General features: G+C 71.5%; 12 protein-coding genes. 2 read left to right on the forward strand and 10 right to left on the reverse strand.

Annotated elements, in window-relative coordinates; translation table 11 throughout:
• Nucleotides 1–23 precede the first annotated feature (23 nt).
• Both STTU_RS07265 and STTU_RS07270 read right to left on the reverse strand, forming a co-directional pair.
• Entirely contained in the window at nt 24–1,148 is a 1,125-nt protein-coding gene (locus tag STTU_RS07265) for a CobW family GTP-binding protein (RefSeq protein WP_007821311.1), read from the reverse strand.
• 201 nt (nt 1,149–1,349) lie between these two features.
• Entirely contained in the window at nt 1,350–2,357 is a 1,008-nt protein-coding gene (locus tag STTU_RS07270; protein WP_009069063.1) for a LacI family DNA-binding transcriptional regulator, read from the reverse strand.
• A 175-nt stretch (nt 2,358–2,532) separates the two neighbouring features.
• Here STTU_RS07270 and STTU_RS07275 point away from each other — a divergent pair, with 175 nt between their 5' ends.
• Nucleotides 2,533–3,474 carry a sucrase ferredoxin gene (locus tag STTU_RS07275; RefSeq protein ID WP_007821313.1) on the forward strand — a complete coding sequence of 314 codons (942 nt, stop codon included), beginning with the start codon at nt 2,533–2,535 and terminating at the stop codon, nt 3,472–3,474.
• 69 nt (nt 3,475–3,543) lie between these two features.
• On the opposite strand, the gene STTU_RS07280 is transcribed toward STTU_RS07275, so the two are convergent.
• The 6 genes from STTU_RS07280 to STTU_RS07305 all read right to left on the reverse strand — a co-directional run bounded on the left by STTU_RS07280 (nt 3,544) and on the right by STTU_RS07305 (nt 10,924).
• Entirely contained in the window at nt 3,544–5,136 is a 1,593-nt protein-coding gene (locus STTU_RS07280; RefSeq protein WP_043254460.1) for a cation acetate symporter, read from the reverse strand.
• Nucleotides 5,133–5,648, reverse strand: coding sequence for a DUF485 domain-containing protein (locus STTU_RS07285; RefSeq protein ID WP_007821315.1), 516 nt, complete (start codon nt 5,646–5,648; stop codon nt 5,133–5,135). The genes STTU_RS07280 and STTU_RS07285 overlap by 4 nt, the downstream gene beginning before the upstream one ends.
• 55 nt (nt 5,649–5,703) lie before the next feature.
• Nucleotides 5,704–6,501 carry a response regulator transcription factor gene (locus tag STTU_RS07290; protein ID WP_043254461.1) on the reverse strand — a complete coding sequence of 266 codons (798 nt, stop codon included), beginning with the start codon at nt 6,499–6,501 and terminating at the stop codon, nt 5,704–5,706.
• On the reverse strand, nt 6,498–8,060 hold the full coding sequence (locus STTU_RS07295) for a histidine kinase (RefSeq protein ID WP_043254463.1): 1,563 nt from the start codon (nt 8,058–8,060) through the stop codon (nt 6,498–6,500). Before STTU_RS07295 ends, STTU_RS07290 begins: the two co-directional genes overlap by 4 nt.
• On the reverse strand, nt 8,057–8,593 hold the full coding sequence (locus tag STTU_RS07300) for a DUF1453 family protein (RefSeq protein ID WP_007821318.1): 537 nt from the start codon (nt 8,591–8,593) through the stop codon (nt 8,057–8,059). The genes STTU_RS07295 and STTU_RS07300 overlap by 4 nt, the downstream gene beginning before the upstream one ends.
• Before the next feature lie 207 nt (nt 8,594–8,800).
• The gene (locus STTU_RS07305) at nt 8,801–10,924 is read right to left on the reverse strand and encodes a DNA gyrase/topoisomerase IV subunit B (RefSeq protein WP_043254465.1); all 2,124 of its coding nucleotides are present in this window, start codon (nt 10,922–10,924) and stop codon (nt 8,801–8,803) included.
• 440 nt (nt 10,925–11,364) lie between these two features.
• On the opposite strand from STTU_RS07305, the gene STTU_RS07310 reads away from it, so the two are divergent.
• Entirely contained in the window at nt 11,365–11,592 is a 228-nt protein-coding gene (locus tag STTU_RS07310) for a DUF7455 domain-containing protein (protein WP_007821322.1), read from the forward strand.
• 256 nt (nt 11,593–11,848) lie between these two features.
• Here the strand turns inward: STTU_RS07310 and STTU_RS07315 are convergent, their stop codons facing one another.
• Together STTU_RS07315 and STTU_RS07320 are read right to left on the reverse strand one after the other, a co-directional pair.
• Nucleotides 11,849–12,682, reverse strand: coding sequence for a S1 family peptidase (locus STTU_RS07315; protein WP_043254467.1), 834 nt, complete (start codon nt 12,680–12,682; stop codon nt 11,849–11,851).
• Nucleotides 12,683–12,894: 212 nt separating this feature from the next.
• Nucleotides 12,895–14,439: an RNA polymerase sigma factor gene (locus tag STTU_RS07320; RefSeq protein ID WP_009069053.1), complete on the reverse strand. Its 1,545-nt coding sequence runs from the start codon at nt 14,437–14,439 to the stop codon at nt 12,895–12,897.
• Nucleotides 14,440–14,679: the final 240 nt, after the last annotated feature.

Genomic DNA, 14,679 nt, shown 5'->3' on the forward strand with positions numbered 1-14,679 from the left:
CGCGCCAGGACGGCTTCGCCGCGTCAGGGCGTGAACTCCGGCTCGGGCTCCCCCGCGGCATCCGCCTCGGGGTCCCGTACGTACCTCAGGACGCCCCACATGCGGCGCTGGCCGTCCGCGTCCGCTCCCCCGGCGAGGCTCAACGCGTCCGGTGTCGCGGTGAGTTCCTCCTCGCGGCAGGCGTCGAGTCCGGCGGCGACGCCCGCCGCGTCGATCCCGGCTCCGATGAGGACGAGTTCGGAGCGGCGGGGCGCGCCCTCCGGCCACGGCTCGGGGGTGAAGCGCAGGAAGCGGCCCACGGCGTGCAGGCCGTAGCGGTGGAGCGGGTCGGCGGCGCCGAAGTCCACGTACCCCTTGATCCGGTAGAGGCCCTCGGGCCGCCGTTCCAGGAAGGACATGAGCCGTACGGGATCGAGCGGGACCTCGTAGGTCCTCGCCACGCTCTCGTACCCCTCGTGCAGGTGCGGTGCGGGCTCCTCCTCGGCGCGCAGGTCGTCGAAGGAGAGCTGTCCGCGCCGCTCGGTCACGGGGCGGCGGTCGAAGAGGAGCTCCGGGTCGAGGCGGCCGTGCGTGACGGGTGCGACGGCGGCGCCGCGCGCCAGGTCCCGTACCTGCGCGAGCAGTTCGGCGCGCGCGGTGGCGGTGATCCGGTCGGTCTTGTTGAGGACGACGAGGTCGGCGACGGCGAGCCGCGTGCCGAGTCCGGGGTGCCGTGCGCGGGTCGCGGGGAACTCGGCCGCGTCGACGACCTCCACGAGCCCGCCGTAGACGAGCCGCGGGTTGTCGCCCGCGAGCACCATGCGGACCAGCTCGGCCGGTTCCGCGAGCCCGCTCGCCTCGATGACGACGAGATCGACGCGCAGCCCGGGGGCGGTGAGCCGGGCGAGCTGTTCGTCCAGCTCGCTCACGTCGACCGCGCAGCACAGGCAGCCGTTCCCGAGCGAGACCGTCGAGCCCGCTTGTCCCGCGACGGCCATCGCGTCGATCTCGATACTGCCGAAGTCGTTGACGAGCACCGCGATCCGGCTGCCCCGGCTGCTGTGGAGCAGGTGGTTGAGCACCGTGGTCTTCCCGGCCCCGAGGAACCCGGAAAGCACCACGACGGGGATCTGCTGGGGGACGGCACGCTCTTGTTCTTCCGCTGTCACCGCCCCAGCCTACGAACCCACGCCCCGGCAGCCGGTACGCGCGTCCCGTATCGAGTCCGGCGCGGCGCGACCCGCCGGGGCCGTACGGGGTCCGGCGCGGCGCCACCCGGAGGTCCCGTACCGGGTCCGGCGCGGTCCCCGCCCGGCAGGGGCCCACCACGGCGGTTCAGCGGTGGGCACGCGATGGGGGCATGGGGAGGGTCAGCGGGGCGCCTGCCCCGTCGAGCCCCGTACGACCAGCTCCGGTTCGAACAGCAGCTCCTCGGCCGTCGCCGTCGCCCCCGCGATCTGGACGGCGAGCAGGTCGACCGCGGCCCGCCCCATGGCCTCGATGGGCTGGCGCACGGTGGTGAGCGGCGGCTCCGTGCAATTCATGAAGGCGGAGTCGTCGAAGCCGACCACGGAGACCTCACCCGGCACCGACAGGCCGCGCCGCTTCGCCGCACGGATCACACCGAGCGCGTACGGATCGCTCGCGCACACGAAGCCTGTGACTCCCTGGTCGAGGAGCCGGGCCGCGGCGGCCTGCCCGCCCTCCAGCGAGAACATCGCCCGGACGACGTGCGCCTCGGGCAGTTCGCGGCCCTCTGCCGCGGCGAGCTGGCGGGCGGCGGCGAGCTTGCGCTGCGAGGGGACGTGGTCGGCCGGGCCGAGTACGAGACCGATGCGCTCGTGGCCGAGCGAGGCCAGGTGCCGCCACGCCTGCTCGACGGCGACCGCGTCGTCGCAGGAGACGCCGGGGAAGCCGAGCTGCTCGATCGCCGCGTTGATGAGCACGACGGGGATGCGGCGCTCCGCGAGCCTGCGGTAGTGGTCGTGCGGGGCCTCGGCCTGCGCGTACAGCCCACCCGCGAAGACCACGCCGGAGACCTGCTGCTGGAGGAGGAGATCGACGTAGTCCGCCTCGGAGACGCCGCCCTTGGTCTGCGTGCACAGGACGGGCGTGAGGCCCTGCTGCGCGAGCGCCCCGCCGATGACCTCCGCGAAGGCCGGGAAGATCGGGTTCTGCAACTCCGGCAGGACGAGACCGACGAGACGGGCCCGCTCCCCGCGCAACTGCGTGGGCCGCTCGTAGCCGAGCACGTCGAGCGCCGACAGCACCGCCTGGCGCGTGTTTTCGGACACCCCCGGCTTGCCGTTGAGGACCCGGCTGACCGTGGCCTCGCTGACTCCGACCTTCTGGGCCACCTGGGCTAGTCGACGTGTCATGGCCGAAAGATTAGCGCAAGGACCGCAAGCCGTTTGCGGGGATTCTGAAAATTCCGCTGCCGACTTCCGCCGGATTCTGCTCGTCCCGCTGCGCACGGCGCACACGGAAGCCGACAGCGCTCGCGACGCCACGGCCGGAGGGCGCCCCCGTCCCCGTGCGGTTAGGCTCGCCTTCGTGAGTATCTGCGCCACCGCCTCGCGTGCCCTCGGCGAGCCCCTCGCCGGGACGGCGGCCACCGCCCGCACCTGGCTCCTCATCGAACAACCGGGCCCGTGGGGCGCCAAGGCACTGACCTCCAGCCGCCTCGATCCCGGCCTCGGACGGCGCCTGGAGGAGGCCGCGCGCGGCACCGGCGTACGTCTCGGCCTCATCCGCCGCCCCGGCCGCACCGCACCGACACCGACGCGCCGCGTCTTCGCCGCGCACGTCGTCCCCGGGCAGGGCTGGGTACACGAGGCGAGCATCCCGTCCGACGACGCGGAACGGCTCCTGGCCCTGGACCTGAAGGAACTCGGCGCGGGCAACGCCGCCTCCTTCCTCGACGAGGCCCACGGCGTCTCCGGCACCCCCTACACGGGCGCCCCGCTCGTCTGCGTCTGCGCCAACGGCAAGCGCGACCGCTGCTGCGCGCTCCTCGGCCGCCCTCTCGCGGCCGAACTGCGGGCGGCGGGCACCGAAGGCGTGTGGGAGGTGACGCACCTGGGCGGCCACCGCTTCTCCCCCACGCTGCTCGTCCTCCCGTACGGCTACGCCTACGGGCGCGCGGACGCCGCCCTGGCCCTGGCCGCCCAGCACGCCGCCGCCGCGGGCCGCGTCCTCCTCGACGGCTGCCGGGGCCGCTCGGTGTGGGAACGCCCCGAGCAGGTGGCCGAGTTGGCGGTACGCGCGGCGACGGGCGAGGAGCAGGCCGAAGCACTCACCGTGCGCGCCCTGCCGCCGGGCGAGGGCACCGCGCCGCTCCAGGTCCGCGTGGACCACGCCGACGGCCGCCGCTGGACGGCCGAGGTGGTGCGCGAAGTCGCCGAGGACGCGCGCCCGGAGAGCTGCGGCGCGGCACCTGCCCTCACCGCCCGCTTCGAGGTCGCACGGCTGACGGCGGACGCCCCCTCGCACTGACCGCAGGTACGGGTACGGGCGTCCTCCCCGCGGGGAGGACGCCCGTACCCGTGTCGCCGACCGGCGGGCTCAGACCGCTCCCGCCCCGGTGAGGGAGCGCACCTCGGTCTCCGCGTGCCTGGCCTCGTCCGGCGTGTCCTTGGACGTGACCGTCCCGATCCAGCCGAAGAGGAAGCCGAGCGGGATCGAGACGAGACCCGGGTTCTCCAGCGGGAAGAGGTGGAAGTCGACGCCGGAGATGATGGAGTCGGGTCCCCCGGAGACGACGGGCGAGAAGAGCACGAGCAGCAGCGCGGGCACGAGTCCGCCGTAGACGGACCAGACCCCGCCCCGCGTCGTGAACCGGCGCCAGAAGAGCGAGTACAGCAGGATCGGCAGGTTCGCCGAGGCCGCGACCGCGAACGCGAGGCCCACGAGGAAGGCGACGTTGAGGTTGCTCACGAGCAGACTCAGCGCGATCGCGAGCACACCGATACCGACCGCCGCGAGCCGCGCCACGGCCACCTCGCTGCGCTGCTTGCGCCCGGGGCGGCGCAGCGTCGCGTAGAGGTCGTGGGCGACGGAGGCGGAGGAGGCGAGGGTGATGCCGGCGACGACGGCGAGGATCGTCGCGAAGGCGACCGCGGCGACCACGGCGAAGAGGACCGTGCCTCCCGTGGAGTTCTCGCCGCCGCCGAGGTCGAGGGCGAGCAGCGGGATCGCCGTGTTCCCGGCCGCGTTGGAGCGCCGCACCTCGTCCGAGCCGACGAGCGCGGCGGCGCCGAAGCCCAGGATGATCGTCATCAGGTAGAACGCGCCGATGAGCCCGATCGACCAGACCACCGAGCGCCGCGCCGCACGGGCCGTGGGCACGGTGTAGAAGCGCGACAGGATGTGCGGCAGTCCCGCCGTGCCGAGTACGAGGGCAAGACCGAGGCTGATGAAGTCGAAGCGGGAGGTCCAGTCACCGCCGTACTTCAAGCCGGGCTTGAGGAAGTCCATGCCGTGACCGCTGCGTTCGGCGGCGCTCTTCAGCAACTGGTTCACATCGCCGTGGAAGCGGAGCAGGACCAGAACGGTCAGGGCGATGGCGCCCGCCATCAGGAGCACCGCCTTGACGATCTGGATCCACGTCGTGGCCCGCATCCCCCCGAACGACACGTAGATGATCATGAGCGCGCCGACCCCGATGACGGTCCAGACCCGCGCCGCCCCGCTCGTGCCCCCGAGGAGCAGCGCCACGAGGGAGCCCGCGCCGACCATCTGCGCGACGAGGTAGAGCACCGACACGGTGACCGAGGCGGACCCGGTCGCGACCCGCAGCCGCGGCGCGCTCATCCGCGCGGCCACCACGTCCGCCAGGGTGAACCTGCCGCAGTTGCGCACCAGTTCGGCGACGAGCAGCAGGACGACGAGCCAGGCGACGAGGAAGCCGACCGAGTAGAGCAGCCCGTCGTAGCCGACGAGCGCGATGAGGCCCGCGATGCCGAGGAACGAGGCGGCCGACATGTAGTCCCCCGCGATGGCGAATCCGTTCTCCATCGGGGTGAAGAGCCGGCCGCCGGCGTAGAACTCCTCGGCGGAACCGTGCCTGTTGCGGCTGACCCAGGTGGTGATGCCCAGGGTGACCACTACGAAGGCGCTGAACAGCAGCAGCGCCAGGGTCTCGTGGTTGCTGCTCAACGCCGCACTCCTCGCGTCATCTCCTGGGTGTCCCACCGCAGTTCCAGCGCTGCCCGGTCCCGGCGGAGCCGTGCGTGACGGGCGTAGGCCCAGGTCAGCAGGAAGGTGGTGGCGAACTGCGCGAGCCCCGCCACCATCGCCACGTTGATCACCCCGGCGACCGGCCGCCCCATGAGGTCCGGCGCCATCGTCGCGGCGATCACATAGGCCACGTACCAGAGGAAGAACGCCGCGGCAGCCGGGAAGGCGAAGCTGCGATACCGGCGACGCACTTCCTGGAAAGCGGGGCTGTGCTGCACCTCCAGGTAGACGTCCGCCGCCCGACGGGCCGGCTCCGGCTCGGAGGCGGGGGCGGGAAGGACGGGCGTCGAGGCTCCGACACCGTCCACCTCGCCCCAGCCGGAGGCGAGCGAATCCCGCCAGGGGTCGTCGAGCCGGACCTGTCCGGCTTCACGACCATCGTGCTTTTCCACCGAACTCTCCTTGTCCGCGGCGAGCTGAGCCGCGAGCACAAGGATGAGCAGTGCGGAAAGACCCGAGACGCCTGGGACCGGAAATTTCACCCTTTCAGGTGAGAGCGGAACCCGGTGGCGTAACTATCCCGTGCAGATAGGCATATCGGACGGCCTGAGCGCGATCACGAAGGCCCGCTTTGGCGAACAGATTGTTGATGTGCGTCTTCACCGTGGCGGCCGACACATGGAGCGCGCGTGCGATGTCCGCGTTGCTCAGGCCCTGCGCGATGAGCGCCAGCACCTCGGCCTCCCGCGCCGTCAGTCCGTCCGGCGGCACAGCCCCTCCAGGGCCCGGCGGGACGGCCCCTCCAGAGCCCGGCGGCCGGACCTCCGCACGCCCCGAGGTCGCCTCCCGCGCTCGACCCCGCGCTCCCTCCTCCCCCGGTCGGACCGTCGAAGAGGGCGGCGCCTGCGGGTCGGCCGGAGTCTCGCCCGCGATCCGGTCGAGAAGGCGGCGCTGAATTCCCGGAGCGAGCCCCGCCTCGCCGGACAGCACGTCCTCGATGGCGCGCACGATCTCCGCGCCCCCGGCGTCCTTCGTGAGATACCCCCTGGCGCCCGCGCGCAGCGCCGGGAAGAGGTCCTGGTCGTCCGCGTACGTGGTCAGCACGACGACCTGCGTCCCCGGGTGCTCCGCCCGGATTCTGCGCGTCGCCTCCACCCCGTCGCAACGCGGCATCCGCAGGTCCATGAGCACGACGTCCGGGGCCAGCTCCCCGACGAGCCGCACCGCCTCCTCGCCGTCCCGTGCCGAGCCCACCACCTCGATGCCCGGCAGCAGTCCGAGCAGCATCACGATGCCCTCGCGCACCACCGACTGGTCGTCGGCCACCACCACCCGCGCGCTCACGCCGGAACCCTCAGTCGCACCACGAACCCTTCCTCACCGTCCTCCGGAGGCCCTGCCGACAGCGTCCCGCCCAGCAACTCGGCCCGCTCCCGCATGCCTCTCACACCGTAGCCGCTGCCACTCGCGGCCAAGTCCGGACCACTGAGTGCCTCGGCCCCCACCGCCGCGCCCCTGTCCATCGCGTCTTCCGGTCCCACCCCCCGCTCCCGCTCCACCGGACCCCGGCCACGCTCGGAGTCCACCGGGCCCGCTCCGTCCGCCCCGCCCTCCGCACGCGCCGCGTCCTCCCCGTACTCAGGCCCTCCGAAGCGCCCGGCCCGCTCACCACGCCCAGCCGCTTCTCCCGAGCCGTCACCTCGCTCGCCTTCTTCCGCGCCGCCGCCCCTCCGCTCACCGCGCCCCGCCGCTCCCGCGCCGCCGCCCCGCTCACCCGCTTCCGCGCCGCCGCCCCGCTGACCATGCCCGCCCCCGACGAAACCCTCGCCCCGTTCCGCGCGCTCTCCCCACACCACCCGCTCCCCCCACGGCTGCCGTCCGGGCCCGTTGCGCACCTCCAGCTCGATGGCCTCCGGCCCGTACACGAGGCGCAACCGTGGTCGCGCGCCCGGCGCGTGCTTGCGCACGTTGGTCAGCGCCTCCTGGGCGACTCTCCGGAGCGTCTGCCCGGCCTCGGCGGCGACCGGTCGCGCCTCGCCTTCGACCCGCAGCACCGTGCCTTCCCGGGCGGCCAGCTCGGCGAGCGCCTCGGCCACGGGAGCCATGTCGCCGCGCAGCGCCGAGAGCGCCTGCCGGGTCTCCTCCAGCCCCTCGCGCGCCATCCCCCGGGCCGCGACGACCCGCTCCAGGACCTGCTGGCGGTCGGCGCCCTGTTCGAGCTGGATCCTGGCCGCCTCCAGGTGGACGAGCTGCGCCGAGAGGCTGTGGGCGAGCACGTCGTGTATCTCCCTGGCGATCCTGGCCCGCTCCGCGAGGGCCGCGGACTCCGCGCGCGCCGCCTGGCTGGACCGTTCCTCGATCAGCAGGCGGTGCGCGGCCCCCCGCGCCTCCGCGTCGAGCCGCATGACGAGCCCGGCCAGGACGAGCCCGCCGCAGGTGACGAGCGTGGCGATCCAGTTGTCCTGGTCCGTCAGGAAGTACGCCCCGAGCCCCAGGAACGCCGCGGCGCCGCCCCAGCCCAGAGGCAGCCGCTCCAGCGCGACGATCGCCGACAGGCACCAGACCACGGACGAGACGAGGTGCCAGTCGAGACCGTAGGCCCCGGCCCCCGCGAGGAGGAGCGCCGCCATGCAGGGGACGGCCGCCCGGAGGTGTTGTTCCCTGGTCACCCGGAAGAACCGCCGCAGGGCCACGATCGCGAGGCCGAGCAGCACGAGCCCGCCGATCACCCGGGCCGGTCCCGCGTCCGGGTTCAGCTGGTGGCTGACCCACAGGAGGAAGCCCAGGAGCGTGACCCGGACACCCCGGGTCGCGGCCGTACGGGCCTCGCTCTCCACCCGGCGGCGGCTCTCCCGCGAAAGTGCCTCGCGCGAGGGCCAGGCCGACCAGACGTCCTTCCTCATACACGGTCCTTCGGACGGGCTGCGCGGGCATTCCGGCGAGCCGGGTCCAGCGCTCCGGAGACCTCACCGTACGTCGGCCCGAGAAGCGCGGCCCGGCGGTTGAGGAGGAGACCCCGGGCGAGGAAGGTGGCGGCCAGTCCCAGGAGGAGGACCGGCGTGTGCCGCGTCATCCCGAGCGAGGAGCCGACCCCGTAGAGCGCGAGCCGTACGAGAATGCCACCGCACCACACGGCCCCCGCCGCCTTCGAGCCTGCCGACCACAGGCTTCCGTCCTCCTCGCGCCAGATCCGCGAGGTCCATGCCCAGGCGGCGCCGGTGAGCAGGCCGGCGAGCACGTTGAGCAGCAGGAGGGCGACCGACGCGGAGGGATGCGCGTCATCGAGGAGTCCGGGTTCGCGCAGCGCGACGACGGCGAGGACGACCGGCAGGAGCCACCAGCGCCGACCGCTGTCGATGCGCTGAGCCCGGAACAGCCTGAACGCGATGAGGAGGACCGCCGCCACGACGAGCAGGATCTCAAGGGCCCCGGACATGTGTGCCTCCGTAGGTCGGGGGTGTCTCGAACACCATCGAAACTACGGAAGGGCCCTGGTCAGGGGATCGGAGCCAGGGTGGAAAACGGGTGGATTCTGTTTCTCCACCCCAGGGTGGAGAACCGGGGAGATCCGGGGTCCCGGGGTGGAGAAACAGAGTCCGACGCCTTGGCGGCGGGCGGCCCGCCGGCCAGGCGGCCCGGCCGCCTACGCGTCGATGCGCGAGCGGTCCAGCGTCGCCGCGGAATTGGTGATGAACTCCTTGCGCGGCGCGACCTCGTTGCCCATGAGCAGGTCGAAGACCTGCTCGGCGCTGTCCAGGTCGTTCATGCTGATGCGCCGCAGCGTGCGGTGCCTGGGGTCCATCGTGGTCTCCGCAAGCTGGTCGGCGTCCATCTCACCGAGACCCTTGTAGCGCTGGATGGAGTCCTTGTACCGGACGTTCTCGCGCTCGAAGTCGAGGAGCGTCTCGCGCAGCTCGCGGTCCGAGTACGTGTAGACGTACTTGTCCTGGCCCTTCTTCGGCTGGCTCAGCTCGATCCGGTGCAGCGGCGGGACGGCCGCGAAGACCCGGCCCGCCTCGACCATCGGGCGCATGTAGCGCTGGAAGAGCGTGAGCAGGAGGCAGCGGATGTGCGCCCCGTCCACATCGGCGTCCACGAGCAGGATGATCTTGCCGTAGCGTGCCGCGTCGAGGTCGAAGGTACGCCCCGAGCCGGCTCCTATGACCTGGATGATCGCCCCGCACTCGGCGTTCTTGAGCATGTCCGAGACCGAGGACTTCTGCACGTTGAGGATCTTGCCCCGGATCGGCAGCAGCGCCTGGAACTCGGAGTTGCGCGCCAGCTTCGCGGTGCCGAGCGCGGAGTCCCCCTCCACGATGAACAGCTCGCTGCGGTCCACGTCGTCGCTGCGGCAGTCGGCGAGCTTGGCGGGCAGCGAGGAGGACTCCAGAGCGGTCTTCCTGCGCTGCGCCTCCTTGTGCTGACGTGCGGCGATGCGGGTACGGGCGGCTGCGACGACCTTGTCGAGGACCGCGCGGGCCTGCGCCTTCGCGTCACGCTTGGTCGAGGTGAGGAACGCCTTCAGCTCCTTGGCCACGACGTTCGCGACGATCCGGTTCGCGGCCGAGGTGCCCAGCACCTCCTTGGTCTGCCCCTCGAACTGCGGCTCGGCGAGGCGCACCGTGACGACCGCCGTCAGGCCCTCCAGCGCGTCGTCCTTGACCACGTCGTCCTCGGCTACCCGCAGCAGCTTGGCGCTGCGCAGAACGTCGTTGACGGTGCGCGTGACGGCGCGCTCGAAGCCGGCGACGTGGGTGCCGCCCTTGGGCGTCGCGATGATGTTCACGAAGGAGCGCACGGAGGTCTCGTATCCCGTGCCCCAGCGCAGGGCCACGTCCACGCCGAGGTCGCGGACGACCTCCGTGGGCGTCATCTGCCCGTACTCGTCGAGGACCGGGACGGTCTCCTTGAAGGTGCCCTGGCCGCTCAGCCGCAGTACGTCGCACACGGCCTTGTCGCGGGCCAGGTACTCGCAGAACTCGCTGATCCCGCCGTCGTAGCGGAAGGACTCCTCGCCCTTGCTCCCGCCCTCGCCGAGGCCGTACTCGTCGTGCACCACGAGAGTGAGTCCCGGCACGAGGAAGGCGGTCTGGCGGGCCCGCTGGTGCAGGGTCTCCAGCGAGAGCTTGGCGTCCTTGAGGAAGATCTGCCGGTCCGCCCAGTAGCGCACCCGGGTGCCCGTGCGGGTCTTCGGGATGCGCTTGGTCTTGCGCAGCCCCGTCGTGGGCTCGAAGGCGCCCTCCGGGCCCGCGCCCTTGAACTGGCCGGGGACCCCGCGCCGGAAGCTCGTGGTGTGCACCGAGCCGCCCCGGTCCACCTCGACGTCGAGACGCGCGGAGAGCGCGTTGACGACCGAGGCGCCGACACCGTGCAGGCCGCCGGAGGCCGCGTACGAGCCACCGCCGAACTTTCCGCCGGCGTGCAGCTTGGTCATGACGACCTCGACCCCGGACAGGCCGGTCTTGGGCTCGACGTCGACGGGGATGCCGCGCCCGTTGTCCCGCACCTCCACGGAGCCGTCCTCGTGGAGGGTCACGTCGATGTGGTCGCAGTAGCCGCCGAGGGCCTCGTCGACGGAGTTGTCGATGATTTCCCACAGGCAGTGCATGAGGCCACGGCTGTCGGTCGACCCGATGTACATACCGGGCCGCTTCCGCACCGCTTCCAGGCCCTCCAGGACGAGCAGGTGCCGCGCGGTGTAGTTGGAGTCGTCGCGATCTGCTCCTGCCAGCAGAGCTGTCGACGACACGGATGTATCGGCGGTCACGCGGTTCGCTCCTCGCTGAATTTTCTTCTGGGGCCTATTGGCTCAACGTCCCGTCCGGGACGCCGCTCAGAGGGTACCGAGGCCAGGTAGAGCCGCTGTGACGCCACCCTCGCTTCAAACCCACCCTAGTGCAGAATCACACACCCGTTCGATCAAGGGAGGCGGTGACTCTCATGTCACGTTCCCTTCCAGGCATGAACCATCTAGGCTCCGGGCACGTCCTCATGCACAGACCGGCAATCCAGCCGGGAGGATGTGACCCTGCACACCACGCGAAACCGTAAAGCACGCACGCTGTAATACGGCACATTCGCCGCCAACCGGCAACGGACAGCCGCCCTCGAAGTTTTTTCGCGAGAAAGGCCGCGAGCGGGAACGTTTTCGGCCTGGTTGGATGTTGACCCTGGTACGACAGCTCGTCGAGCTAGAGAAGAGGCGACGTGACTACTGTTCTGACACCCGCGAGCCCGCTGACGGCCGCTGACCGCTGCGACCGGTGCGGCGCCCAGGCCTACCTGCGCGTTGTCCTGACCAGCGGCGGTGAACTGCTCTTCTGCGCTCACCACGGGCGCAAGTTCGAGCCGGAACTCAAGAAGATCGCCGCTGAGATACAGGACGAGACCGATCGCCTGACAGCTCCCAGCACGGCGAGCGACGAGGAGCACTGAGGCTCCAGGTCGCATCCACCCACGACGAGCCGGCACCGGTGTGAGCCGGTGGAGCGGGCGGGCCTCCCGAGAGGGAGACCCGCCCGCTTTCGTACGGCCCTGTGGGGCTCTGTCCCGCGTGGGCGTCGCTACGGGGTCCTTGGGCCCCGCGTGAGCGCAGCGCCGGGTCTCCGGCCGCCCGTACCCCCCGTACGCTCCACAGTCCCCCTCCAAGAGCCCGGACGGCCCCCGGGACGTCCGGGCCGCTGCGAGCCGCTCAGCGCTCGCGCAGGCCCTCGCTGTCCGCCACTGCGGAGATCCGGGTGTACACCCCCGGGCTGCCCGCCTCGGCACAGCCGCTGCCCCAGGACACGAGACCGATGAGCTTGCCCCCGGCGACGAGCGGTCCGCCACTGTCGCCCTGGCAGGCGTCCTTTCCGCCCTCGCGCTCGCCCGCGCACAGCATCGTGTCCGCGTCGTAGGCACCACCGCCGCTGCCCGGGTAGGCACTGCCGCAATCACTGTCCGGGAGCACCTGGATGTCGGCGGCGTGCAGGGTGCTGGCGTACGAGCCGCGCCCCGTCGTGTCCCCCCAGCCGTAGACCTGCGCGCGGGCGCCCGCGCGGTAACCGGGGTCCCCGGAGAGGGCGAGCGGCAGGACGTGGCTCTCCGGCTGGGCGTCCTCCAGCGTCAGCGTGGCCACGTCGCCGGAGTTGCTGTCCGGGTCGTAGTCCGGGTTGATCCACGTCTTCGTCACGCGTGCCTCCGTGCCCGCCCGCCCCGAGAGGTCGTCGCGGCCGATGAGCACCCGGAGGTCCTTGAGGCGGCTCAGGGGGACGCCGAGGACCTTCCCGCTGAGGCAGTGCGCCGCCGTGGCGACCGTACGAGGCCCGACGAGCACCCCGCCGCAGTACTGGCCCGAGCGCTCCGCCCCGAAGCGGCTGCGGCTGGACAGGGCCACCACCCAGGGGTGATCGGCCACCGCCACCTGCTTGCCACCGACGATCACTCCGTCGGCGGCGGCCGGTCCTGGGACGAGGACGGGGCTGAGCGCAGCGGCGGTGGCGAGCACTCCCGCGCTCACCCGGGTGCGAAGTCCGCGAAGCGGCATGCCGTACTCCTTCACTCTGGGTACCGAACTCGCACTCAGCGTGATTCAGCCACCCGAGGAGCGCACGCCCAGCCCCGGCGCTTCGGGCAACCGGCCCAATCCGCACACGAACGTGCGGCAGCAGCCGACCTCGTACGCCGAAGGCCCCGCCGGTCGAAACCGGCGGGGCCTTCGCGGAGCTGCTCGTGGGGGCCTGTCACCGGCCCCGCTGATCAGTCCAGGTAGTCGCGCAGCACCTGCGAGCGCGAGGGGTGCCGCAGCTTGGACATCGTCTTCGACTCGATCTGGCGGATGCGCTCGCGCGTCACGCCGTAGACCTTGCCGATCTCGTCGAGGGTCTTCGGCTGACCGTCGGTGAGACCGAAACGCATCGAGACGACGCCCGCCTCGCGCTCGGAGAGCGTGTCCAGGACGGAGTGCAGCTGCTCCTGGAGAAGCGTGAAGCTGACCGCGTCCGCCGGGACAACGGCCTCGGAGTCCTCGATGAGGTCACCGAACTCGCTGTCGCCGTCCTCGCCGAGCGGGGTGTGCAGCGAGATGGGCTCGCGGCCGTACTTCTGGACCTCGATGACCTTCTCGGGGGTCATGTCGAGTTCCTTGGCCAGCTCCTCCGGGGTGGGCTCGCGGCCCAGGTCCTGGAGCATCTGCCGCTGGACGCGGGCGAGCTTGTTGATGACCTCGACCATGTGCACCGGGATACGGATGGTGCGGGCCTGGTCCGCCATCGCGCGCGTGATCGCCTGGCGGATCCACCAGGTCGCGTACGTGGAGAACTTGTAGCCCTTGGTGTAGTCGAACTTCTCGACCGCGCGGATCAGACCGAGGTTGCCCTCCTGGATCAGGTCCAGGAAGAGCATGCCGCGACCGGTGTAGCGCTTGGCCAGCGAGACCACGAGGCGGAGGTTCGCCTCCAGGAGGTGGTTCTTCGCGCGACGGCCGTCCTCGGCGATGATCTCCAGCTCGCGCTGGAGCTTCGGCGCGAGCTTGTCGCTGTTGGCGAGCTTGTCCTCGGCGAAGAGACCGGCCTCGATGCGCTTGGCCAGCTCGACCTCCTGCTCCGCGTTGAGGAGCGGGACCTTGCCGATCTGCTTGAGGTAGTCCTTGACCGGGTCGGCGGTGGCACCGGCCGCGGCGACCTGCTGCGCCGGGGCGTCGTCCTCGTCGTCGTCGGACAGGACGAAGCCCTGGCTCTCGCCACCGGCGGCCGGCTCTGCCGCCTCGTCGCCCTTGCCCGGCGTCTCCTCGGTGCTCTCCTCGTCGAGGAGCTCGTCCGACTTCTTGCCGGTCTTCTTCGCGGTGGCCTTCTTGGCCGTCGTCTTCTTGGCAGCGGTCTTGCGCGCCGTCGTCTTCTTGGCGGCGGTCTTCTTCTCGGCGGTCTCGTCCTCGACGGTCACCGCTGCGGAGGCGGACGGAGCGGTCACGGTCGCTGCCGCGGTCTTCTTGACCGCCGTCTTCGTGGCCACCGTCTTCGTAGCGGTGCGCTTCGCCGGACTCTTCGCTGCGACGCTCTTGCGGGTGCGCTTGGGCTCCGCGGCACTGACCATCAGCGTCACACCCTCTTCCTCAAGGATTTGATTGAGGCTGCGCAGTACGTTCTTCCACTGAGTGGCCGGAATCTGGTCAGCTTCGAAGGCCCGACGCACATCGTCACCGGCGATCTGCCCATTAGCCTTTCCCCGCTCGATGAGCGCCATGACAGACACAGACTCGGCGATCTCCGGCGGGAGCGTACGGGATGTGCTGGCCGACACGAACAACCTCTCGGAACGTTGGAAAACGGCTTCCGGCTCTCGCCCGAAGGGCGGGGGCCGACGACCGTCGGTGGGGATGACCGACGACGCGGGCGGGCGCCGCGGGGACCACAGCACCGGAACCAGTGGCCGTATTCCCCTGAGCGACTCTCACCTCTTAGGTCATCGCGCTGTACCCGGGAGCGTTACGCACAATCTGCGTGGCCCGAGTCACACACCGAAAGGACACAAGGAGGCACATAGACG

The sequence above is a fragment of the Streptomyces sp. Tu6071 genome (assembly GCF_000213055.1).
Lineage (GTDB): Bacteria > Actinomycetota > Actinomycetes > Streptomycetales > Streptomycetaceae > Streptomyces > Streptomyces evansiae.

Excerpts from the sequence above, each read along its gene's own strand:
- STTU_RS07270 (WP_009069063.1), bottom strand. The coding sequence starts at position 2,357 with ATGACACGTCGACTAGCCCAGGTGGCCCAGAAGGTCGGAGTCAGCGAG.
- STTU_RS07295 (WP_043254463.1), bottom strand. The coding sequence starts at position 8,060 with ATGAGGAAGGACGTCTGGTCGGCCTGGCCCTCGCGCGAGGCACTTTCG.
- STTU_RS07300 (WP_007821318.1), bottom strand. The coding sequence starts at position 8,593 with ATGTCCGGGGCCCTTGAGATCCTGCTCGTCGTGGCGGCGGTCCTCCTC.
- STTU_RS07315 (WP_043254467.1), bottom strand. The coding sequence starts at position 12,682 with ATGCCGCTTCGCGGACTTCGCACCCGGGTGAGCGCGGGAGTGCTCGCC.